Consider the following 22,645-nt stretch of genomic DNA (forward strand, 5'->3'; position numbering starts at 1 on the left):
GACGAGCCGCGCGGGCGCTACGAGCTGCTGGAGAGCAGGGGGAGCACGGTGAGCACCTACGCGGCCGTCAGGAGGTGACGGCCGGGCGCTCGGGGCCGCGGGCGGCCGGAGGCATCGGGATCCCGCTGCGGCAGAAAGGCCGTACGGCGCTCCCGGTCCCGTATCGCGGTGCGTATTCGGCCGCGGGGCACTGCCGGAGCGTGGGCCGCGCGGAGAAAGCCGCGGCAGAGCAGCATGAGCGCGGTCGTCGTGGCCGCCGCGGTGAGCGCCGTGGCAAGACCGCTCTCGGCAAGGAGGACACCGGCGAGGAGGAAGAGGAGGCTGCCGAGGTACATGCGCGACACGGCGACGGTCCGGCTCATTCGGGGCTCCCCTCCTCCCACATATTCGATCCCCGTATGCGTCTGTCCGCGATCCTAACCGGCGGCACCGACAACCGGACCAGGAAGGGCTCCCTCCGCCAGAACCTCCTCGTCCGAGCGCGGATCGTCCGAGCGCGAATCGGCGAACCGCGGCACCAGTCGTAACGGCCGCCGCGTCGCAGGGCCGCCCGCGTCGTAACGGCCCGCGTCTTATCGCCCCCCGCCGCGGACCGCGACGGCCTCGAGCCGCCCCCAGACGACGAGCCGGTACTTGGAGGTGTACTCGGGGGTGCAGGTGGTGAGCGTGACGTAGTAGCCCGGCTCGCTGAACCCGTACGCCGGCTTCACGGAGCTGCGCGGCACCCTGTCGATCACGGTCGAGTCGCGGGCGGAGGTCTGCGGCAGGATCTTCGCGACCCGGTACGTGAACCTTCCCTCCGCCGTGTCGATCCGCAGCTCATCGCCCGGCCGTAACCGATTGATGTACCGGAACGGCTCGCCATGGGTGTTCCGGTGCCCGGCGAGCGCGACGTTCCCGGCCCGCCCGGGCTGCGCGGTCCGCGGATAGTGGCCGACGTACCCCCGGTTCAGCACGGCGCTCTCGCCGACCCCCTGCGCGACGGGCGCGGTGACTCCGATCCGCGGAATCCGCAGCACGGCGTAGGCCTGGTCCCAGCGCGGGGCCCGCGGCTGTGCGGCGGCCCGCCGGCCCGACGGCCCGGCCTGCCCCGAGGAGCCCGCGCCCCCGCCTCCGCCTCCGCTCTCCGTGGGCGCCTTCCCGGCACCGGGGCCGCGGGCATCGGGCTCGCCGGGCCCGCCGGGCTCCCCGGCCCACTCCCGCTCCAGCGCCTGAACCTTCCGCTCGGCCCCTTCCCGGGCCTGCCGACTGGTCCACCACACTTGATGTACGACGAGCAGCAGCAGGACGAGCCCCACGGTCACCGCGGCCTCGGCCGTCCCCCACAGCCCTCGCGCGACCAGCTCGCGCCGCGATGCCCCATGCCCCGGCCGCGAAGCCCGCTGCCTCCGCCGCGAAAGCTGTCTCCCCCACGAAACCCGCTGCCCCTGCACGACCACCGGCACCCGCTCCCGCACCGGGCCCTCCCTCCGTCGGGCCCGCACGATAAGCGCTCCCCCCTCAACCCACCAGGGCAGGACATGGTCTGAGCGGGCCAAACCGACTGGCACCACCACCCAGGTACGGCAGTACCGTGTGCAGCATGCCCTCCGACACCCCCGCCCATCACGCGTCCGAAGCCGAGCGCCTGGAGCGCATCGCGGTACAGCACTCCGAGGACAGCGAGCTGCTGCTCCTCCAGGCCGCGGCCCACCGGGAGCTGGCCGGCGAACGCCCCCGGGCCTCTGCCCTCTATGACCGCATCCTCGCCGACGGACCCAGGAACCCCCTCCTGGTCAAAGCCCTCAAGGCATCGAACCTGTGGGAGTACGGTCACGAGGCCGAGGCGCGCGCCATCATCGAGGGCATCCGCGCCGCCGCCCCACGGGACGCCGCGCCGTGGGAGATCATCGCCGAGGCCCTGGAATCCCACGACGAACTCGAAGCGGCCCACGACTGCTTCACGGCAGGCGCCACCCTCTTGATGGACGGCGATGAGGTCCCGTACGAAGCGGGCCTCCTGCTGGCCGGCCGCCACCGGGTCCGGCGCCTGCTCGGCCACCCCCACGACGAGTGGGACGCCCTCGCCGACACACAGCACCCCGGCGAGATCTCCCTGGACGAACTCCACAACCCCAAGCGTCTGTGGTCCCTCGGCTCGGACAACCCGGCCGAACTCCAGGCAGAGATCGCCCGCCTCCGCGCCGAGTTGGGGGAACGCCGGGCCGCGCTGTCCCGCCCCTTCCCGGTGGCGGTCCTCTACTGGCCCGAGGCGGAGCTGGCGGAACTCCTCGCGGCCTACCCCTCCCTCGCCTCCGAGTACCCCTCCCACTCCGAACACGTGACCCGTATAGAGGCCGCCCTCCGCGACCTGGCCTCCAGCGGCATCCAGTCCTTCGGCATCGTCACCGCCACGGTCCCGTCGTTCGAGGCCTTCGCCGCCGCGGAACAGACCGACCCCGCCCATGCCTCGCTCCCCGAGTACGCCACGACCCTGGCCGCCCGCGGCCGCGCCACCCCCTGGCCCCCGGCGCGCAACGCCCCGTGCTGGTGCGGCTCCACCCGCCCGTACAAGGACTGCCACGGCAACCCGGCTACGGCGTAGAAGGGGCTCGGCATGCCCAAGACGCACCGCTACGAGGTCTCGGTCACCTGGACGGGCAACCGCGGCACGGGCACAAGCGGCTACCGCGACTTCGCGCGCGACCACGAGATCAGCGCGCCGGGACTGCCGCCCATCCCCGGCAGCTCGGACCCCGCGTTCCGCGGCGACCCCGCCCGCTGGAACCCGGAACAGGGCCTCACCGCCTCGCTGTCCCAGTGCCACATGCTCTGGTACCTCCACCTGTGCGCCGTGGCCGGCGTCGTCGTCACGGACTACACGGACGACGCACAGGGCACGATGGCGGAAACCCCGGACGGCGGCGGCCACTTCACGGAGGTCGTCCTACGCCCACGCGTCACCGTCGCTTCCCCGGAGATGATCGAAACGGCGATCGACCTGCACCAGGCGGCCAACGAAAAGTGCTTCATCGCCAACTCGGTGAACTTCCCCATCCACCACCAGCCGACGGTAACGGCAGCCCCGACGGACTGACGTCCGGGCGCTCCCAGGACCCCCAGGGCCGCCGCAGGAACTTACGGTGGGCTTCCCGCCTCCGCCTCTACTCGTTACCTCTAGCCGCAGCTGTCCAGGGCGTTCCCGTTCCAACCCGGCAGGGCCGGCGGCGCGCCACCTCTGGCACCACAATGGACGTGTGCCCGTGATTCCCTCTTCTCCGTCCGTATCGGCCCGGATGAGCCGCCAGGCCAGCAGGGACACCAGCCCCGAGGTGGCTGTCCGCCGCCTGCTCTACGCCTCGGGCCACCGCTACCGCCTGCATCGCCCGGTCCCTGGGCGCCCCCGTCGCACCATCGACATCGCGTTCCCCGGCCCCAAGATCGCCGTCTTCCTCGACGGCTGCTTCTGGCACGGTTGTCCTCAGCACGCCACTCGCCCCAGGGCCAACGCCGACTGGTGGCGTCAGAAGCTCGACCGGAACATCTCCCGCGATCGCGAGACGACGGAAAGCCTCACCACAGCGGGATGGACAGTACTCCGCTTCTGGGAGCACGAGGATCCGCTTGTCGTGGCGGACCGAGTCGCCGCCGCGGTCGCCGCTACGCGCACTGGCCACTGAGCGCTGCGTCTCCGTCACCATGCCCCCGGGCCACAGGACTTCTGTCGTACGATCTTCTTCGATCTCTGGAACTGAATTTCAATATGAGCCTTGCAGCGCAACTCGCCTCGGGGCTCGGTGCTTTACTCAGAGCGCCTGCACTCGGCAGGGAAGAGGGAGGAACGGTTGCCCCCCAGACGCTTCAATTCGCTGGAGATCTGCGCCGGCGCCGGTGGTCAAGCTCTGGGCCTGGAGGAGGCCGGATTCGACCCCGTCGCCCTGATCGACAACGACAACCACGCCTGCGCGACGCTTCGCGTCAACCGTCCTGGATGGAACGTACTCGAGATGGATCTCATGGACTTCGACCCCGTGGACCATCCCTACACATACGACGTCGACCTGCTCGCTGCCGGACTGCCCCGGGTGAAGTCTGCCGCCTCCACCAGGCGTGTCCAAGACCGGGAAGCACGCCGACTGCTGGAGGCCACCGTCCTACTGGCCCACGGCGTACAGCCCCGGGCAGTCCTGATCGAGAACGTGCCGGACTTCGTGACCTCGGACGACTTCACAGACATCAGGGGGTTCGTGCACCAAGAGCTCGAACACCTCGGCTACCGCTTGAGCCTGGGGATCGTGAACGCGAAGGCGTACCAGGTCCCGCAAGATCGTAAGCAGGGCGTACTCGTCGCGCTCAAGAATGAAATTGCCGACCACTTCACATGGCCCCGACCTGATATCACGTCAGCACCGACCGTCGGCGCTGCGCTGGGTGCATCCATGACCGCGCGGGGCTGGCGCCATGCCGCCGCTTGGGCCGCCCGAGCCGACCGCCCGGCGCCCGCCATCGTGGGCGGCTCCAAGAACCGCGGCGGTGCCGACCTCGGGCCCTCCGGGACCAAGCAAGCCTGGGCCAGGTTGGGAGTCAACGGCGGCAGCATCGGCAACGACGTACCCGAGCTCGACTTCCCTTGGTGCCCGGACGGTGACCCAAAGGATCTCCCCAAGCTCACAGTCCCCCAAGTCGCGATCCTCCAGGCCTTTCCACCCGATTGGCGGCTGTGCGGCGGCAAAACGGCTCGTTACCGGCAGCTCGGGCACGCCTCGCCGCCACCCGTCGCCAGAGCGTTGGGCCAGCGGATCGCCTCAGCGCTGACGGGGCGGTGACGGGCACCCCGTACCGCCGGCTAAACTCCACGACATGAACGCCGCTCGCCCCACGGAACCCATCCGAGTCGTTGATCTATTCGCTGGTTGCGGCGGTTTCACCCAAGGCTTCCACTCGTATCACCCCGAGGGCCGCTACGACGCAGCAGTTTTTCATTCCGTCGCTGCCGTCGAGCATGACCCCGCCGCTGCCTCCACGTACGCAGCCAACTTTGCCGAGAGTATGGGCGGTCGGGAACACATCTACGACGGCGACATCGAAGACTGGTTTCCAGGGGACGATGAAATCGGTGCCGAAGTAATCCTTGGTGGGCCCCCATGCCAGGGCTTCTCCGGCCTGGGACGACGTGACCCGAAGGATCCACGCAACAAGCTCTGGCGTCAGTACATTCGGATCGTCAAGACGATCGAGCCCAAAGTCTTCGTCATCGAGAATGTCGACCGGTTCCTGCGTTCTCCCGAATTCACCGATCTCCGCTCGGAGGTACAGAAGGACGGCGAACTCGGGAACTACCGCATCATCGCGCCCCCAGGCAGCAGGGCGGGCGACTCCGAACAAGAAAGGATCCGCCGCTACTTGCTGAATGCAGCGGATTACAACGCCCCTCAGGCACGCCGCCGGGCAATCGTGATCGGCGTACACGAAGATCTGATCGACCCGAATGCCGATCCACTCACGCTCGGCGAAATGTGGTACCCAACGCGCACCAACACAAAGCTTCATCGCTCCACTGCAGTGCGGGGCGAGACGACCATGCTTCCTTTGGAAGACGAATCAAGCGAGAGTGGCAAACCCCCGTGGCGGACAGTGGAAGAGATCTTCCAAAGATCTGCACAACTCCCCATCCAAGGAACTGAACTTCCCGAGCGAGCGGGCCGAAGGCTTGATTCTGGCGAGGTACTGCCCCCGGAGTACACCACCACTGAACTACACATCGGCCGCAGCCCCGAAGATCTATCCCGCGCGCGTTACATGGCTATTCCAAAGGGCGGAAATCGCAAGGACCTCCGAGAAAAATGGTACAAGATCGACCGCCACGGTGGCATCCATCTCTCGACCGATCCCGATTACGGTCGACACAAAGCGCCAGCGCATTACCTGTCCACGCCGAGTTGGGACGGTCACAACAAGGGGTCGGGGGATGTCATGGGGAGGATGCACATCGACAGGCCCTCCGTCACCATTCGCACCGAGTTCTTCAAACCCGAGAAGGGGCGGTACCTGCACCCGACGGAAAACCGTCCGATCACACACTTCGAAGCGGCGCGAATCCAGGGCTTCCCCGAAGACTTCAAGTGGTGCGGTTCCAAGATCGATATTGCCAGACAGATCGGCAATGCCGTGCCTATCGATCTGGGTATCGCCCTCGCCCGGGTGATACACGCCCGGCTACGGCACTGAGTTCTGTCCTTCGGATCTGACGCTCTTCTTGCCAGGATTGTCCTCGATCTTGCCTCGTACCGGAGCATGCGCAAAGAGCTCTTCGAAGCAGCGAACCATCGTGCCAACCGACTCTTCCCGAACGCGGCCGTCCTTCGGTCCGTCCGGCAGCGTCGCCCAAGGGGTCGGCGGTGCTGTCTCGCTGTCGCGAATCCACTCCCACAGGCCGTCGAGCTCAGGGGCATCATCGGGCGCGAGACAGTCGTAAAGCAGCGTGCTACCGGCGGTGTTGATGGCCGTGGCCAATGCATTGATCTCGCGACCGGTGCGTACCTTGCCCTGTTCCAGGAGTCGGACAACAGCACGTGCCGATGGTCGGTGGTCGATGACATCCAAGCGCAGGATCGTATTCAGCACGTCCTGGTTACGACAGGCGATCTCGGCCGGTCGGTAGTCGTCGCCGTCACGGAAGAGTTCCGCCGCCCACCACAGGCGGGAGAAGGTCTGGGTGTAGTGGGGACCGGTAAATCGGCCGGACGCAACGATCGCGGACTCGCCTGAGGCCCGTTCCTTGCCCAAGTGGCGCCACACCACGTAGTCGGGGGCAACGACCAGCGCGAGAAAGTTCCACAGCCCGGTGTCCGAGGCCTCGGCCTTGGTGATCCGCAAGGTGGCATGCAGCCGGGGCGCCAGCCAGGCATCGGCCTGGGATCGTGACGTGTCCTCGAAGCGATACATAGCCTGCTCCATCAGCTCGCGCAGCGGATATACGCTCCAGCGCGCGCTGCGCTCGACGGCGAGCGGTGTCGATACCCGCAGCAAAGCAACATGCGGCGGAGATTCCTGCCCAGTGCGCACACTGCGGGTGAGGTATTTTGCCGCGACCAAGTCGGGCAGGCTCGCCAAGTACTCCGGTAGATCGGGAGACGTGCGATTCATGCTCATGCCCTCTCGGGTCGGTCCAGAACACGGATGGCGGTGCCCAGGTTTCTGGCCACACGGCCTCGGCGGGAAGCCGCGTACTGGATACGCGACTGCAGTTCGTGCCAGCCGCCGCCATCCGCTCGGCTGCTGCTCACCTCGTACAAGGCATCAGCCGGTGGCAGGTCCGAAAAGATGTCCGGAAGCATCGCGCGCAACACGGAGTCCCGCCAGCCGCCCGGCCACTGCGGCGTTCCGTCATCATCGGCGTCCAACTCACTGATCGCCGAATGGAACATGGCCGTCCAAGCCTCGGCGGCGATCTGCGCGGCGACGGTCCCACGCATCGCCCTCTCGGCCGGTCCTCCACCGGTGTCGAGCAGCTCCTTCAGTCCCTCGAAGCCGAGATTGAGATGCACCGTGGGCATGTCGCCGCCGGCCGTCTCCACGAGCCAAGGCGATTCCTTGAAGGGCCGGAGCCAGTTGTGGTCGCCTTCCCGAAAGTCCACTTCATTGATGTTGAGATCGCGCTCACGAACCGGTGTGCGGGCCATGAGATCGACGATCCAGGTGTTCTCGGCAGTGCCGATCATTCGCGCCCGGGTTCCGTCGTACGTCGCCGCCACGACCAGTCGAAGATCCGCTCGACTGCGGTGCATATCCCGGGCAAGGATAAGGCTTCCACGCCACGTACCGTCTCCTGCGGGGGTGAGCCGGTCCACGGTTCGGGCATTCGTCGCGCCCTCCGTCAGGACGGCGACGCAGGTCACCTCCTCCCATGAGCCGGAGGCCAGCTCTCGCTCGGGTAGGGTCGCACGCAATTCGAGCCTGCACTCCTGCCAATTGGGGCGCTCATTCTGGTGGAGAGCGACGACATTCTCCTGGCGAGAGATCATGCTGAGCGGCTGCGGCCTGCCGTCCAAGCTTGCGCCGACTACCTCGAGGTCGATCTCACCCGAGACAGTTGGGTACGGGAACACGGTCTTCACGCGCGATTCTCCCTCGCCTTCTGCAGATCAATGACCAGACGTGCCATGGCGGCGGACACTGGGTGGTCCGTTATGTCCGTGACTCCTGTGAAGGACGCACTGCGTGCTCCTTCTTCGAAGCGCAACAGACCATCCTGCACCGTGCAGTTGTCACCCCCCGCCAGCTCGGCCCAGCCGATCCGCGGCCTTCCGCCCGATCGCACGTCGAACTTCGCAACCGGCTCCAACAACCAGGGGTCCTCACGCGCGGGGAGCTTCACTTCGACCTGGACGTACCAGGCACCCGAGCCGTCGACGGTCCCGACGACATGCCGGATCGTGGGGTGTCCGTCGGTCCTGCGTACCGTCGCGGGAGCGTCGAGTCGCAGCAACTCGCGAAGGACCGCAGGGCCACCCTCACGCTTCTCCTCGCGTCGGCCGACGAGGCGACGTACGGCAGCGTCCATCTCCTTGCGGAAATCGGTGATACGCGTCCGAGCCCCGCGAGCATAGGTCGCCGCGAGCTCCTCCGTTTTGTTCCAATCATTGTGCTCGGGCGGTTCGGCCGCCCGCAGAAAGGCCTCAGCCAGCTGCACGTCGTCGGACCCTTGACCCGTCGCTCGCCCAGCGAGCAGGACCGCTTGAAATGGGTTGGTACCGAGCGGGATGTCGCGCACTCTGCGTTCAATGACCGTCATGCGATTGCCGCGCATGCACACCAGGCGGTTGGCCTGCCGATCGTGGTCGTCAGCAGCGGTGATCAGAAGAACTGCATTGTGCTCGGTGCCATCCCCGGACCGGCTCCCCTGCGAGCTGAGCGCGGGTACCTTGAGCGGCACATGCGTGAGGGCCACTTGGTCGGGGCCTGTGATCTGCTCAACGGTTTCATCGTTGAGGTAGGCCTGGAGAGCGCGCGTCCGTGCAGGCTGGTACTCGAAGGGGTCAACCCGCTCTTCTGCGATCAGCGTGTTGCCATTACGCAAAGTAACGACCGAGGCCTCGAGCAACGGAGTCCCCTGCCGGCCAGTGGTCATCGCTGCCCAGAAGTTCTCCGCCAGGGCGGAAACCAGCTTGGCATGCATGTCCTGAAGTGACTCGGTATCGCCCGCCGCGTCGTGAGCGCCGACGATGAGGAAGGAGGTTCCGGGATCGCTCACCTCACGATCCAAGTGCAGCGCGGCGGTTGTCTTCTCGTCACCCCACCAAGAACGGGCGATGCCCTCCCGATCCGGATCCGTGTCGGGCTCCCCGAGCCAGGCAGGTCCGGCGAACGCCTCTTCCCCAACCACATGCCAGGGAAGCTCGAGACGGCCGACAAGTCGCCGCTCGGTCCGCCCCTCATGCGGCCGGGACAGGGTGCTGTTGATCAGCACCAGGCCGAAGCGGCTGGTCCCCCAGATGGTGGCCTTGCCCAACCCGTAGGAGCCACCCGCCTGATTGCTCTGCTTGTTGCTGTTGAGCTGATCCCTCACGACCGCAGCGAACTTGCTGTCCCCGTACTCCGTTCCGATGAGCCCGGTCGCGTTGTAGTCGTCCACTCGCAGCAGCAAGAGACTGCGGCTGTCCTCCAAATCGCGCAAGGCTTCCCCGATCACCCGACCGACCTTCTGTCGCTGGCGCCCTGCGACCTCGTAGTGGGGCTTGAGGTCGCTCCAGCCGAGAGCTTCGAGGAACGAGCGCAGATGCTCCCCGGTGAGCTCGTGGAGGGTGTAGCGAACGCAAACAGGACGCTGATCGTCCACCTGCTCGTCCAGGCTGTTCTGCGTCGCCTCCCGCGCGAGCACAGAGAGATCCGCGTCGAAGGCAAAGGCTGCGGCGTTGCCGAATTCGCGTCCACCGTCCGGGTGGGCCGGCCGGTGGTACCAGCGGGTCGGTTGTCCACCGATCACTTCGGCCCTGCGGCTGTGAACCGTCATCTCATCCACGCCCAGCGCGCCCGCAATTGCCCGCTTGGTGATCTCGCGAGGCTCAGCCCTGCCGGTGATCCATGCGGAGACGGCCGCCCTGGTCAGGTTGAGAGCGTCCGCAAGCTCTGCCTGCGTCATGCCTTTGCGCCTCAGCTGCCGACCGAGCCACATGCCGAAGTGTTCCGTGCTGTCGTCCTCGGCGTCCATCGCACCTTCTCCATGTCGATCAACTCGGGACAGAGATCGATCATATCAAAGCAAATTTGACGACTGTCGAGATGAGCAAATATCAGTTGTCGCTCGCTCATGCTGCCCGAGTATAGAGACGGATCTCAACCTCCCCCCTGTACCGAGAACATCGCCCCGACTCTCTTCAACTTGCTTGTGGCGTAGGCCGATCAGGCTCTAGCGTTTTCGCCACCAGTCGGCGGATCGCACGCATGACACCGCCACTTCAGGGGACAGCTGTGCCCTCGCGCCCCCCCACGGCGACTGAGACGAACGTGCTCACGCGGCTTCGTTGTCAGCGGCCACGCGTACGGTGCATCCCACCGTTTCTACGCATCACCACCATGAGCGCCGTACCGGACACCACCGCGCCGAAGGAGCCGTAGCCGTCATGCACAACTCGATGTCGGATATATCAGAAGTATCCGAAGTCATTGACGTAGTCCGGGAGCAGTCCCGTCGCATTCTCGACGTCTACCGCGCAGACCCCGGCCATGTGCAGGAGCACGCCAACGGCGAACGACGGATCACTCAGGGCGGATACGGCGAGCGTCAGGTGTACGAACTCGTCCAGAACGGCGCCGACGAGATCCATGGCGAGGACAACGGACGCATCCACGTTCTGCTGACCGACACGCGCCTGTACTGCGCGAATACCGGCTCACCGATGTCTCCCCAGGGTGCCGAGACCATCCTGCGTATGAGCGTTTCCCGTAAGCGTGGAGGTCAGATCGGTCGATTCGGCGTCGGCGTGAAGTCCGTACTGAGCGTTACGGACACCCCCCTCTTCTACAGCACAACCGGCAGCTTCGGGTTCGACAAATCCTGGTCGGCCCAACGCATCAGTGAAATCGTGCAGTTGACGAAAACTCAGGAAACGCCCGTACTGCGCATGGCTCAGCCGCTGGACCTGGCCGAAGCCCGTGCCGAGGATCTGCTGCTGGACGGACTCATGAGTTGGGCGTCCACGGTCGTCGTACTCCCGCTCAAACCCGGCGCAGCGAACCGACTGGGGGCAGACCTGCAGAAGTTCCCGACCCATTTTCCCCTGTTCTCGTCGCACGTCTCTGCGGTGGTGCTCGAGGATCGTCGGTACGGCCACAGCATGAGCCGTGTGCTCAGCCAGAAGGCTTCCGCAGACGGAGCCCATCTCATCCGCGAGGAGGCGAATCGGAAGCTGTTGCGGTCCGAGCGCTGGCGGGTCTTCTCCCGAGACCACGAGCCGACACTCAGCGCGAAGGAGACCGCGGGAGAACTTCATGAACGCCCCACCATCCGAATCTCATGGGCCGTTCCGGACAAGGGCACCAAGCTGCGCACTGAACGCGGACAGTTCTGGGCCTACTTCCCGACCAACTACGACACAACGCTCACCGGTGTCCTCAACGCTGCGTGGAAGACCAACGAGGACCGTCAGAACCTTCTGCAGAGCGACTTCAACACCGAGCTGATCGGTGCGGCGGCTGAACTCGTGGTGGAGTCGCTTCCAAAACTCCTGCAGCCTGATGACCCAGGGGCATACCTTCCACTACTCACCGCACGTGGTCGTGAGGCCGCCCAGTGGGCTGACAAGCTGCTCAGCACGCAGTTGCTGAACGTGGCCGCGAAGCGCCCCTCCCTCCCCGACCAGTCCGGCGTGCTGCGCGAGCCCCGCACGCTGAGGCTCCATCCGGAAGATCTGATGCCGCACTGGTTGGAACTCTGGGCCACGCACGACGGGCGTCCCGCCGACTGGTGTCACCACACCATCGAGACTCGGGAACGCCGCTCACGCGTCCGCGACATCATGGAGCAGGCTGGGCGCAGTGCCGCCTCGGTACGTGACTGGCTGGAGGCTCTGGTTGCCGATCGTTCTCCGGAGGGCTCGGTATTGGCGCTCCGCATCGCCGCCGATATGGAGCGGTCCGGCTCGTCCCACGCCGGCGAGGCCGTGATGGCTAAAATCCTGCTTACGGAGCGGGGCGACTTCATCGCCCCGGCGCGCGGTGCGGCATACCGACGGAGTCCCGTCGGAGGGCAGGGGCTCCAGGACAACCTCGTGTATGTGCACCCCGATGTCGTCGCGGACAACGAGGGCACCCATGCGCTCGAAATGCTCGGCATTCCCGAGGCTGATGCCGAGGGGCGCTTCAAGGCGGTGCTGGATCGCGGTTTCGCTCGATACGGGTTCGGGGAGTGGACCGAGTTCTGGTCGCTGTTGCGCCGCGCGGGTGGGGGTCGGGCCGTGGTGGCGATCCGCTCGCTTATCACGAACCCCAAGGATTCGATCAAGGTTCGTTGCGCCGACGGTGAGTTCCGACCGCTGCGCAACTGCCTACTGCCCGGACGGGTCGTGCCTGCCGACACGTCCCGGGATCTCCAGGTGCTCGTGGACCCGGCCTTTCACAGCGTCGACTTCGTGGTCCTCCGCGACTTAGGGGTCTCTGACGGCCCGGTGGTCGAATGCAATCCTCGCGATGACAGTTGGTTCGCAACATACGAGGAGAGAGTCCGGGAGAACTACTACCAATCGTTGCCGGCCAGTGCGTCACGGCCCTCGGCTGCCAGGTTCATCATCGATGGACCCAACCCGGCTGGTCCACTGCACCTGTTGGGGACCCTGTCGGAGGACGGACGAGCAGCTTTCCTTCAAGCTGTTCCTCGACACGGAATGGTCCACCACTGGACACTCCAGGTCGGGAAGAACCAGGCCACCAAACAGGCGATCGAGTCCCCAATTGTCTGGCTGATCAAGCGCATCGGCGTCCTCAACACATCCTTGGGAAAGCGCAAACCCCACGATTGTGTGGCTCCCGCCTTCCGGACCTACGAAGACCTACTGCCGGTGGCCAATGTCGACAGCGACACGGCTGCCGCATTGCAGCTGGCCGGGGACCTTACGGAGATCGCACCCACTTTGTGGTCAGAACTGATCACGCGCATCTTCGACGGCGAGGACGAGACCTTCCCCGGCCGCGCATATGCCCTACTGGCCCGGGCTGCCGAGAAGGACATCGAGATCCCGTGGCCGTCGGACACGGCTACCCGCTGCCGCATAGGACGGGAGTGGGACACCGAGATCGATTCCGAGATCTACGTCACCTCCGAACGGGGTCTGTACCGCGGGTTGCTGCAGCATCGGCTGCCTGCCCTCCTGGTCCCCACCCCGGAGGACGCTGAGCGGCTCAGGCGTGTCTGGTCCATGAAGGACGCCGCCACCGCAATCCAGGAGGATATCGAGCCCGTAGCTGCAGGTGACCCGATCCCGCTGACCGATCTCTATCCGCGACTGCGGCAGCACCTGGAGCGGGGCATCGACTGGCAGCTGGTGCACTGTTCCTCGCTGGTCAAGGTCGTCAGCACCGACAACGGAAGGCAAACCGAGGAACTGACCGCGATCCGGTCCGGTTCCGACGTACTCGTCTGCGGCCCCGACGAAGAACTCTCCGTCTTACTCGAAATCGACCGAGCTCTCAACCTCCGACTGGGCGAGCCGGGTTGTCGGGCGCTGCTCGCCCAACAGGAGAAGGACCGCGACAACCGAAAGTTCGTGGCCGTGCGCAGGGAGTCGGATCCGGGACGCAAGTTGCTCCTCGCGGTGGGTGTTGAGCGGCTGCGTGAGAACCTGCCTGCCGGCCTGCTGGTCACCGACGAGGAACTGAACGGCGCGCTGCCGGACGACCTGCGGATCGCGCGCCTGGTCATGGCCGCGCATGGGGAAGACGTGCTGCGAGTACTTGCACCGGCATTTCGCGAGGCGGGGTTCGAGGCCCCCAGCCAGTGGGTCGGCGGCGCTACAACGCGTAACTTCCTCACGGAGTACGGGTTCCCCGTGTCCTGGGCCGGCGATCAGAATGCGACCCAACCGCCTCCGTACACGGACGTGAGCGGCCCCCGCGACTTCCCCCCACTCCACCGTTACCAGGAGCTCCTGGTCGCCAACATGTACCGGCTGCTCGTCCAGCACACTCCGCAGCGTGCGATGCTGCGGCTGCCAACCGGCTCGGGCAAGACCCGAGTCGCTGTGGAAGCGACGGCCAAGGCCATGAGCGACGGTCAATTGAGCGGTCCAGTTCTGTGGGTCGCACAGAGCGGGGAGCTCTGCGAACAGGCCATCGAAACATGGCGTTTCGTATGGTCGCAGATCGGTCCGGCCGCCAACGTCAGAATCAGCCGCATGTGGCAGGGGTACCGTCCGGAGCCGGTCCAGGGCCACCAGGTGGTCGTGGCCATCGACGACACCTTGGTACGGCACCTGGGCAGTGCCCAGTACGGCTGGCTTCGGAACGCCGCTGTGGTGATCATCGACGAGGCCCATTTCGCGATCCCCAGGACCTACACCCACATCCTGGATCACCTCGGTATCGATCAGCATCGCGTGTCCCGCCCCATGGTGGGCCTGACGGCGACTGCGTTCCGCGGCACCAACGAGAACGAGACCCAACGGCTCGTGAACCGCTTCGGTGGACAGCGCCTGGACTACGGGGTGTTCGAAGGGGATGACGCGGACAATCCTTATCCGCACCTTCAGGAGCTCGGTGTGCTGTCGCGGGTCGAGCAGCGTGAACTCGAAGGCGGAACCGTGGCACTGACCTCCGAGCAGGTCGCCTCAGTCACCAGCAGCAACAGCATGGCGCTGCCCGACGCGGTGACCAAGCGGCTTGCCGAGGACGTGAGCAGGACCAAGCGCATCATTGACGAGATCGAGAGATTGCCCGCCAACTGGCCGGTACTCGTCTTTGCAACGTCTGTGGAGCACGCGAAGGTACTGGCCGCTCTCCTCAATGACCGTGGTGTGACCGCGTCGTCGGTGGACGCCACCACTCCTTCGGGAGTTCGAGCCCGCCGTATCGAAGATTTCCGTAACAGCAGGGTCCAGGTACTCACCAACTTCAACGTGCTCACTCAAGGCTTCGACGCCCCGGCGGTGCGGGCCGTCGTGGTGGCTCGGCCGACATTCAGCCCCAACACTTATGTCCAGATGATTGGCCGGGGATTGCGAGGCCCGGCGAATGGCGGCAAGGACAACTGTCTCATCCTCAACGTCCGCGACAACATCAAGAACTTCGGCCGAGATCTGGCGTACACCCAGCTCGAGTACCTGTGGAAGAAGGCACAGTAATGGGCCCCTACGAGGGAATCCCAGACCTCACCGAGGAACAACTCGCTGTCGTACGGCAGCCCGCCGACGCCCTGCTCCTCGTCACTGCGGGTGCCGGTGCCGGCAAGACACACACCCTGGTGCGACGGCTGGAGGCCCTGGTCCAGGACCAAGGATTGAGCGCCGGCGAGATTCTGGTCTTCAGCTTCTCCCGAGCTGCCGTGCGCGAGTTGCGCGAGCGGCTGTTGCGCAACGGTGGGGAAGACGTCCGCCAGATACGTGTGTCCACCTTCGACTCCTGGGTTCTCCGGATGCTCTCCGAGCACAAGGCGGAGACTGATTGGCGGAGCACAGGCTTCGAAGCACGCATCGAGGCAGCCGCAGCGGCTATTGCCGACGATCGCGACGATGAGATCTTCGGGGACACCTTGCGCCATGTCGTCATCGACGAGGTTCAGGATCTCGTCGGAGCCCGTAGAAACATGGTGGAGGCTCTGCTGGAACAGTACGACTGCAGTTTCACTCTGGTCGGCGATCCGGCTCAGGCGATCTACAACTTCCAGGTCCAAGATCCCGATCAGCGCGCCATCGAGACGAACCGGTTCTTCGCCTGGCTCCGCAACTTCTTCACGGAAGAGCTCACCGAGCGTTCGCTCAGCGGCAATTTCCGGGCGCGTACTCCCGAGGCCCGCACAGCACTGCGCCATGAAGCGGCCGTCCGCGCCGGCGCAGACTTGGATCGTGAGGACTCCGAGAAGCTCCACTCCGTGCTGCGTGAGGAGTTGATGGCTCTGGACGAGTTCGGCAATCTCGACGTGCCGTACGTCCAGAATCTTCTCCGCGACGATCGGCTCACGACGGCGGTTCTCTGCCGTACGAACGGAGAAGCTCTGCTGATCTCCGGAACGCTGCACGAAGCGGGGATCTCGCACCAGTTGCGCCGTTCCGCCCAGGACCGAAGTGCTCCGGCCTGGCTGAACTCACTCATCCGAGGAGCCGGCGGCCTCGTATTGACCCGAAAGGGCTATGACGCACTGTTTCCCTCGCTGACAGGGCTTCCCTCCGGCATCGAAATTGACAGTCTGTGGCGCCTCCTGCGCTCCTGTGCCGGCGACCGGACCGGGCGCACCGTGGACCTGTCCGTGCTGCGAGACGACCTGGCCGCTGGGCACCTCCATGACGAACTCACTGCCCAGTCACCACACCACCTCGTGGTGTCCACGTTCCACCGAGCCAAGGGCCTGGAATTCGACCGTGTCCTGGTCGTCGATCCCGGCCCCTTGAAGGAGGTCCGCACGGGAGGTAGAACGGACCCGGCCGAGGAAGCTCGGATGCTGTACGTGGCCATGACCCGCCCCCGCGACGAGCTGTACTGGCTTCCGAGACCGGCCACTCGGCTCGTGCGCAAGGACCCTTCCACCGGTCGTTGGGGTCGCTACGGCTGGCAGAAGTGGCAGCGACTCGGGCTGGAAATGCATGGCACCGATGTCCACGCCGTGCATCCCGCAGGCACCCACGGTTTCACCGCAGATGCTCTCGACCTACAGGAGTATCTGCGCATCGGTCTCCCGGCCGGCGCCGCGCTGACCTTCGAGCTGCTCGATACCGAGGAGTCGAAACTCGAAGCGGCCCAGGACGCCGGTATGGCCCCGCCCTACGTTCTGTGCCACGAGACCCGGGCCATCGGGCTCGCCTCGGAAGGCTTCCGCAGGGATATGTACCGCTTCCGGCAACGGTGGCCCCAGCACCGTCCGGATACATGGCCTGGCAAAGTCACCGGCATCCAGCTCGACTCGGTGGAGACCGTGAGCGGCAGCCCTGCAGCCGGTGCCACCGCAGGCATGGGCGACCTCGGCATCTGGCTCGCCCCCCGACTCACCGGCCTCGGCCGATTCCACTACGACAAGACCACCAACGCGGCGGAGGACGACAATGGCTGACCACACCGGGCATTACCGCTTCCGTGAGGAACTGGTCAAGCGGCTGAAGGCCGATCTCCTCGGTCCCACGGGTAAGGACGCCGGTTCCGAGGAGACGATCCACGACTGGCCAGTCACCACGTACGCCATTGGCGTACTCTTCCCGCAGGTGACCGACCCCGAGCGGGCAGCCACAGAGGCGGCAGAGAACGACTACGACGATGCCGACTCCACACTTGCCATCGACGAGACCCCGGACACCGGTGTCACGCTCGCCAATGTTCAGAAACCCTCCGCTGCGGGGCTCACCTTTGCGGTCGACGCATCGTTCTCCAGAACGATCGAGATCAGCGCCGCTGCCGCCGTCTACGAGCCGGTGAGCCGTGAAGGTCTGCCCGTCCAAGCCGAACGCGCCGAGCGACGCTCCACCGATGCGCAGAATCTGCATTGGCAGCGGCGCCCCTTGGACCTGTCTCCCATCACGGTCGATGTCACCGTTCCCCACCACGATCCGATGCCACTCGCCGCTGGACTCTCGCTCCGGCTCCGGGTGCGGCCTCCGCAGGGCCCACGCGGCATCGTCTCTGTCACCGCCACCCTGGTGAACACCCATACCGTCGGTACTGGTGATCTCCAGGACACTTACTGCTTCTTCCAGGTCGGACTGCGCATCCAGGCCCCTGGCGGCGTCAAGGCCCTGGTCGAGCGCCCGGCGCCGGGCAGCAACGACGATGAGGTACTGCTCAATCGACTGCTGCATCGCCACGCCCCGTCGTTCGCAACCGGACACGGGTGCGCGGCCGACTGGCAGTGGGCTCCGCACTCACCGCGGGGATGGCGCAAGTCCCAGGGACATCCCGCCGCGGTCTCCGCGGTATGGACCGAGTTCGTGCCGACGTACGAGGTGCTCCTCACCGACTCCAATCCGGAAGTGGATGTCGCCGCTCTCGGGATGAAGCACCTGGCCGATGCCCGTGACAGCGAGGTGATCAGTGCCCTGCGCGGACTCGTCACCGGCTACGGCGAGTGGATCGCTGATCGTGAAGCGGATGCCGCCGCCCTCCTCGGGACGCACTACGGCGACACCGAGTACACCCGCATCACAGCCGAACAGTTGAAGCTCTGCGGCATCGCTCGAGAACGCATGACCGCCGGCATCGACCTGCTGATGCGCAACCCGAACGCCATGGAGGCGTTCAAGCTCGCGAACCGAGCCATGGCGACCCAGCGCGCCCGTACGTCCTGGATCAAGGACGGGAAGAAAAGTGAGCCGGTGGAGAACGGCGTCTGGTACCCGTTCCAAATCGGTTTCCTGCTGTTGTGTCTCAACGGCATCGCGGACCCCGACCATCGGGATCGGCAGGTGGCCGATCTGTTGTGGTTCCCCACGGGCGGCGGCAAGACCGAGGCTTATCTCGGACTCATCGCATTCACTGTGTTTCTTCGACGACTTCGCCTGGGACAGGCAGGTGGGGGCGTCACCGTCCTCATGCGGTACACGCTCCGACTATTGACTTTGCAACAGTTCGAACGTGCGGCAACCTTGATGTGCGCGATGGATTCGATCCGTCGAGAGGATATCAGCCGCTTTGGCAGCGAACAGATCTCCATCGGCATGTGGGTCGGAAAGGCGGCCACGCCCAACTTTCTGAACAAGAAGAGCGACAAACAGTCCGCTGACAAGCTGCTGCGCAAGTTGCGTAACAATGATCCCGTCCAAGAAGGAAACCCCGTTCAGCTACGGTCCTGTTCCTGGTGCGGCACTCCTCTCGACCATCTCGCCTACCGTGTGGACGCAGCGCTCAAGCGGATGGTGATCGAGTGTCGGTCACCGGACTGCGAGTTCCGCGAAGGCCTTCCCGTACACCTCGTGGACGAGGCGATCTACCACCACCGTCCAACCCTCGTGATCGCCACGGCCGACAAATTCGCCCAAGTGGCCTGGCGCGAGGAAGTAGCAGCCCTCTTCAACCGGGACATCATCCATCGTGGAACACCCGCCCCGGAATTGGTCGTTCAGGACGAGCTGCATCTGATCTCCGGACCTCTCGGCACACTCGCAGGGCTGTACGAAGCAGCGATCGATGTCGCCTCCAACACCCCGAAGGTGATCGCATCGACTGCGACCATCCGTCGTGCTCAGGATCAGGGGAAGGCCCTGTTCAACCGCAGAGAGGTCGTCCAGTTTCCGCCCGCAGGCCTGGATTCAAGGGATTCCTGGTTCGCCGTGGAGACACCGGCGAGGGACAAGGCCTCCCGCCACTACCTGGGCCTCCTCGCGCCCGGCGTCTCGCAAGCCACGCTCTTGGTGCGTGCGTACGCGTCCTTGCTTCACCATGTCGAGCACATCGAGGGGAGTGAATCCGTCAAGGACGCCTACTGGACGCTTGTGGGCTACTTCAACAGCCTTCGACTTCTTGCCGCCGCCGATCTCCAGGTTCGCGACGATGTCCACGACCGTCTACAACTGCTCGCCGGTCGTGCCGGCGTCACTCCACGCGAGGCGGAGATGCTCGCCGAGTTGACGAGCCGCATTCCGTCCAGCCGTATTCCGGAGAAACTCAAGGAATTGGAGACCAGACTCCCCGGCCCGGCTCTGGACGTGGTGTTGGCCACGAATATGATCTCGGTGGGCGTGGATGTCGACCGGCTCGGTCTGATGGCAGTGCTCGGCCAGCCGCAGACCACTGCCGAGTACATCCAGGCCACCAGCCGCGTCGGCCGGCGTCACCCTGGCCTCGTCGTCACCCTCTTCAACGCGGCCCGATCGCGCGACCGCTCCCACTACGAGGGATTCGTCCCGTACCACTCGGCCCTGTACCGGCAGGTCGAGTCGACCAGCGTGACCCCATTCTCTTCGCGCGCCCGCGACCGCGCACTGCACGCGGTATTCGTCGGCCTGGCTCGATTGCTGATTCCCACGGCCCGCCCGAATGCAGCGGCGGGGCGTGTCGAAGGGTTTGTCGAACAGCTCCGCGATCTGCGCACCCTACTGGTCGCCAGGGCTGCGAGTGTCTCCGACTCCAAAGAGGAGGTCGATGCCACAGCCGAGGAACTCGACTGGATCATCGAGGACTGGTGCAAGCTCGCGGCCGACAATCCGGAGCTGCTCTACGAGGCCCCGTTCCGGCACCGTCCGGGCGAGCATCGGAATCACGACACAGCGCTCCTCCGGGGCCACCAGGACGAAGACCTCACGGAAGCCAGGGACACCATGTGGAGCTTCCGCGATGTCGACGTCGAATCCGACCTCTACTTGGAGCACTGAATGGGACTGCGATCCGGAAGCGCCCGACGCATGGAGGGCGCAGCACGTGCCATCACCCGCAAGCGGTTGGGAGCTGTACGGCGGGCTCAGCAGATCACGACCTACGGCGTCGGCTCCATGGTGGCGATCGGCGATCAATCGTTCCTGGTCAGTGGGCTGAACACCTGGATGGTCCGCGGAGAGCCGGACGTCCGGGAGCCTCGCCTGGAGGGCCGACTGCAGGTCAACGGCTTCCGCTTGCCCCCTGCCTCCAATCCGCCGGCCGGCGACGGCGTTCGCGTGCGTCGTTTTCCCACTACGTACTCCTGTCACGAATGCGGTGCTCTGGGGCGCTACCGGGACTTCAACTCTTCCAAGGGTGAGGGACACTGCGGACAGTGCGATCGCACCGTCACGCCGTCACGCTTCATCATGGCCTGCGCGAACGGGCACCTCGACGAGTTCCCCTACTGGGAGTGGGTGCACCTGCGCACCGCGTTCGCCAATGGCGGTAGTGCCGACCGCTGCCGCATGAAACTGAGGGTGACGGGCCATACCGCTTCCCTGCGCTCCATCGTCATCGAATGCAGTTGCGGCAAGAAGGCCTCACTCGAAGGTGTTTTCGGCGCCAAAGCACTTGGGCTGCTCGGCATAACCTGCAAGGGGAAGCGGCCATGGCTGAGCGGGCCGGACAGTGACGGAGCCGGCTGCCGGGCGATCCCTCGCGCCCTGCAGCGAGGTTCGTCCGCTGCTTGGTTCCCCGTGGTGCGCTCTGCGCTTTCCATCCCGCCGTGGCACCGGGCTCTGATGCAGTTGGTCATGCGACACCGTCGGCATCTGCTCGGGGAGGACGAACCCCGGATCAGGCGCTACGCAGAGAGGGAGGGGTGGCTGGACAATGGGAAGTACACCGCGTCCGAGGTCATCGATGCAGTGCACACGCTCGAAGCCTCCGAGGACGATCTGAATGCGGATCAGGAGAACCCGACAGGCCTGGAAGCGTCCGACAGTCTACGCGTCGAGGAATACCGTCAGCTCAATCTCACCACCGAAGAGACGCGGGAGAATGAGCACTTCGTCTGCGTACCACCCGCGCCCTCCGAGAGGGCACATGTGCCTGGCATTGAACGCACCATGCTGGTCAAGCGACTTCGTGAGGTGCGTGCGCTCCAAACCTTCACCCGCGTGGACATACCCATGCCGTCCGACAAGAAGGAGCGTCGTGCACCCCTGCATTCCGGGGGCATCGATTGGCTGCCCGCGATCGAGGTCATCGGCGAAGGGGTCTTTCTCAAACTCGACACCGACCGGCTGACCGACTGGGAGGTCTCGAAGCAGCACACTTCCGTGGCCGCCCGCGTGGATCGCCTGCGCAACCGGCACACGGCGCTACTGTGTGAACGCGGTGCCGGAGATGAGGTTTCGGCCGTCAGCCCGCGCCTCGTAATGATCCACACCTTGTCGCACGCGCTGATGAACGAGTGGAGCCTGGACTGTGGTTATCCGGCCGCATCGCTGCGCGAGAGGTTGTACGTCTCGAACGACATGGCGGGCGTTCTGCTCTACACGGCAACCAGCGACTCCGCCGGCAGCCTCGGGGGGGTAATAGCCCAGGGCGATCCGCATCGTCTGGCTGCCTCCCTCGACTCTGCGCTTCGGCGCGCTTCCTGGTGCTCGGCAGATCCGCTGTGCATGGAATCGGACGCAGGTGGCGCCTACAGCCTCAACATGGCTGCATGCCACGCCTGTGTACTTCTGCCGGAAACGAGCTGCGAGCTGAACAACACCTTCCTGGACCGGGCGCTGCTCGTCGGGGACGAATCTCAGGGGATACGCGGGTTCTTCCACGACATCATGTGATGCCTCCGTTGCGGCGCCACCCAGCGCTGCGTCTTCACACATCGCCCAACGCCGCCTCGAAGTGGGTCTGTACGCGGTCCAACGTGTCATCCGGATCGCTGCCGTGAGCTCTGAGCCAGTGGAGGAGGTCTGCGATCAGGTCCACTGCAGCCTCCTCCGCCACGGCAAGGCCGAGCGCGGTTGTACCCAGCACGGACGAGGGCACATCACGCCCGTTGAAGTTCCCCCGTGAATTTGGACAGCGGATGGTTACGCTGCGGGGGTGAGGTCTTGCTGCAGCAGGGCTCGGGTCTCGAGCGGGGTGAGGTACCCGTGTTCGGGGTGCCTGC

General features: G+C 65.5%; 14 protein-coding genes. 9 read left to right on the plus strand and 5 right to left on the minus strand.

Annotation, left to right across the window (positions count from 1 at the left end):
- Positions 1–56 precede the first annotated feature (56 nt).
- Positions 57–362, minus strand: a complete 306-nt coding sequence (locus ABZW18_RS26815) for a DUF6412 domain-containing protein (RefSeq protein WP_356192008.1) — start codon at positions 360–362, stop codon at positions 57–59.
- 210 nt (positions 363–572) lie between these two features.
- Positions 573–1,343: a class E sortase gene (locus ABZW18_RS26820; RefSeq protein WP_356192039.1), complete on the minus strand. Its 771-nt coding sequence runs from the start codon at positions 1,341–1,343 to the stop codon at positions 573–575.
- Positions 1,344–1,582: 239 nt separating this feature from the next.
- Between ABZW18_RS26820 and ABZW18_RS26825 the strand changes: the two genes are divergently transcribed.
- The 5 genes from ABZW18_RS26825 to ABZW18_RS26845 all read left to right on the plus strand — a co-directional run bounded on the left by ABZW18_RS26825 (position 1,583) and on the right by ABZW18_RS26845 (position 6,207).
- The gene (locus ABZW18_RS26825; protein WP_356192011.1) at positions 1,583–2,584 is read left to right on the plus strand and encodes an SEC-C domain-containing protein; all 1,002 of its coding nucleotides are present in this window, start codon (positions 1,583–1,585) and stop codon (positions 2,582–2,584) included.
- A 12-nt stretch (positions 2,585–2,596) separates the two neighbouring features.
- Positions 2,597–3,076 carry an OsmC family protein gene (locus tag ABZW18_RS26830; RefSeq protein ID WP_356192013.1) on the plus strand — a complete coding sequence of 160 codons (480 nt, stop codon included), beginning with the start codon at positions 2,597–2,599 and terminating at the stop codon, positions 3,074–3,076.
- Positions 3,077–3,275: 199 nt separating this feature from the next.
- A complete protein-coding gene (locus ABZW18_RS26835) occupies positions 3,276–3,659 on the plus strand; it encodes a very short patch repair endonuclease (protein WP_356192041.1) in 384 nt (127 codons plus the stop codon).
- 165 nt (positions 3,660–3,824) lie between these two features.
- A complete protein-coding gene (locus ABZW18_RS26840; RefSeq protein ID WP_356192015.1) occupies positions 3,825–4,805 on the plus strand; it encodes a DNA cytosine methyltransferase in 981 nt (326 codons plus the stop codon).
- A gap of 34 nt (positions 4,806–4,839) precedes the next feature.
- Positions 4,840–6,207: a DNA cytosine methyltransferase gene (locus ABZW18_RS26845; protein WP_356192018.1), complete on the plus strand. Its 1,368-nt coding sequence runs from the start codon at positions 4,840–4,842 to the stop codon at positions 6,205–6,207.
- Here ABZW18_RS26845 and ABZW18_RS26850 read toward each other — a convergent pair.
- From ABZW18_RS26850 to ABZW18_RS26860, 3 genes are read right to left on the minus strand one after another with little or no spacing between them, the layout of a single operon-like run.
- Entirely contained in the window at positions 6,196–7,131 is a 936-nt protein-coding gene (locus tag ABZW18_RS26850) for a DUF6339 family protein (protein ID WP_356192020.1), read from the minus strand. The genes ABZW18_RS26845 and ABZW18_RS26850 overlap by 12 nt on opposite strands.
- Complete coding sequence (locus ABZW18_RS26855) at positions 7,128–8,096, minus strand: hypothetical protein (RefSeq protein ID WP_356192022.1); 969 nt, start codon at positions 8,094–8,096, stop codon at positions 7,128–7,130. Before ABZW18_RS26855 ends, ABZW18_RS26850 begins: the two co-directional genes overlap by 4 nt.
- Entirely contained in the window at positions 8,093–10,189 is a 2,097-nt protein-coding gene (locus tag ABZW18_RS26860) for a helix-turn-helix transcriptional regulator (RefSeq protein WP_356192025.1), read from the minus strand. The genes ABZW18_RS26855 and ABZW18_RS26860 overlap by 4 nt, the downstream gene beginning before the upstream one ends.
- A 412-nt stretch (positions 10,190–10,601) precedes the next feature.
- Here ABZW18_RS26860 and ABZW18_RS26865 point away from each other — a divergent pair, with 412 nt between their 5' ends.
- Genes ABZW18_RS26865 through ABZW18_RS26880 form a run of 4 tightly spaced genes read left to right on the plus strand, consistent with a single transcriptional unit; the run spans position 10,602 to position 22,316 of the window.
- The gene (locus tag ABZW18_RS26865; protein ID WP_356192028.1) at positions 10,602–15,311 is read left to right on the plus strand and encodes a helicase-related protein; all 4,710 of its coding nucleotides are present in this window, start codon (positions 10,602–10,604) and stop codon (positions 15,309–15,311) included.
- On the plus strand, positions 15,311–17,230 hold the full coding sequence (locus ABZW18_RS26870; RefSeq protein WP_356192031.1) for a UvrD-helicase domain-containing protein: 1,920 nt from the start codon (positions 15,311–15,313) through the stop codon (positions 17,228–17,230). The genes ABZW18_RS26865 and ABZW18_RS26870 overlap by 1 nt, the downstream gene beginning before the upstream one ends.
- Positions 17,223–20,477: a helicase-related protein gene (locus ABZW18_RS26875; RefSeq protein WP_356192033.1), complete on the plus strand. Its 3,255-nt coding sequence runs from the start codon at positions 17,223–17,225 to the stop codon at positions 20,475–20,477. The genes ABZW18_RS26870 and ABZW18_RS26875 overlap by 8 nt, the downstream gene beginning before the upstream one ends.
- Before the next feature lie 30 nt (positions 20,478–20,507).
- Entirely contained in the window at positions 20,508–22,316 is a 1,809-nt protein-coding gene (locus ABZW18_RS26880) for a DUF1998 domain-containing protein (RefSeq protein ID WP_356192036.1), read from the plus strand.
- Positions 22,317–22,645 lie beyond the last annotated feature (329 nt).

Source organism: Streptomyces sp. NPDC004647 (genome assembly GCF_040609575.1).
Taxonomy (GTDB): Bacteria; Actinomycetota; Actinomycetes; order Streptomycetales; family Streptomycetaceae; genus Streptomyces.

Excerpts from the sequence above, each read along its gene's own strand:
- ABZW18_RS26815 (WP_356192008.1), bottom strand. The coding sequence starts at position 362 with ATGAGCCGGACCGTCGCCGTGTCGCGCATGTACCTCGGCAGCCTCCTC.
- ABZW18_RS26860 (WP_356192025.1), bottom strand. The coding sequence starts at position 10,189 with ATGGACGCCGAGGACGACAGCACGGAACACTTCGGCATGTGGCTCGGT.
- ABZW18_RS26850 (WP_356192020.1), bottom strand. The coding sequence starts at position 7,131 with ATGAGCATGAATCGCACGTCTCCCGATCTACCGGAGTACTTGGCGAGC.
- ABZW18_RS26870 (WP_356192031.1), top strand. The coding sequence starts at position 15,311 with ATGGGCCCCTACGAGGGAATCCCAGACCTCACCGAGGAACAACTCGCT.
- ABZW18_RS26830 (WP_356192013.1), top strand. The coding sequence starts at position 2,597 with ATGCCCAAGACGCACCGCTACGAGGTCTCGGTCACCTGGACGGGCAAC.
- ABZW18_RS26865 (WP_356192028.1), top strand. The coding sequence starts at position 10,602 with ATGCACAACTCGATGTCGGATATATCAGAAGTATCCGAAGTCATTGAC.
- ABZW18_RS26875 (WP_356192033.1), top strand. The coding sequence starts at position 17,223 with ATGGCTGACCACACCGGGCATTACCGCTTCCGTGAGGAACTGGTCAAG.
- ABZW18_RS26880 (WP_356192036.1), top strand. The coding sequence starts at position 20,508 with ATGGAGGGCGCAGCACGTGCCATCACCCGCAAGCGGTTGGGAGCTGTA.
- ABZW18_RS26845 (WP_356192018.1), top strand. The coding sequence starts at position 4,840 with ATGAACGCCGCTCGCCCCACGGAACCCATCCGAGTCGTTGATCTATTC.
- ABZW18_RS26825 (WP_356192011.1), top strand. The coding sequence starts at position 1,583 with ATGCCCTCCGACACCCCCGCCCATCACGCGTCCGAAGCCGAGCGCCTG.
- ABZW18_RS26835 (WP_356192041.1), top strand. The coding sequence starts at position 3,276 with ATGAGCCGCCAGGCCAGCAGGGACACCAGCCCCGAGGTGGCTGTCCGC.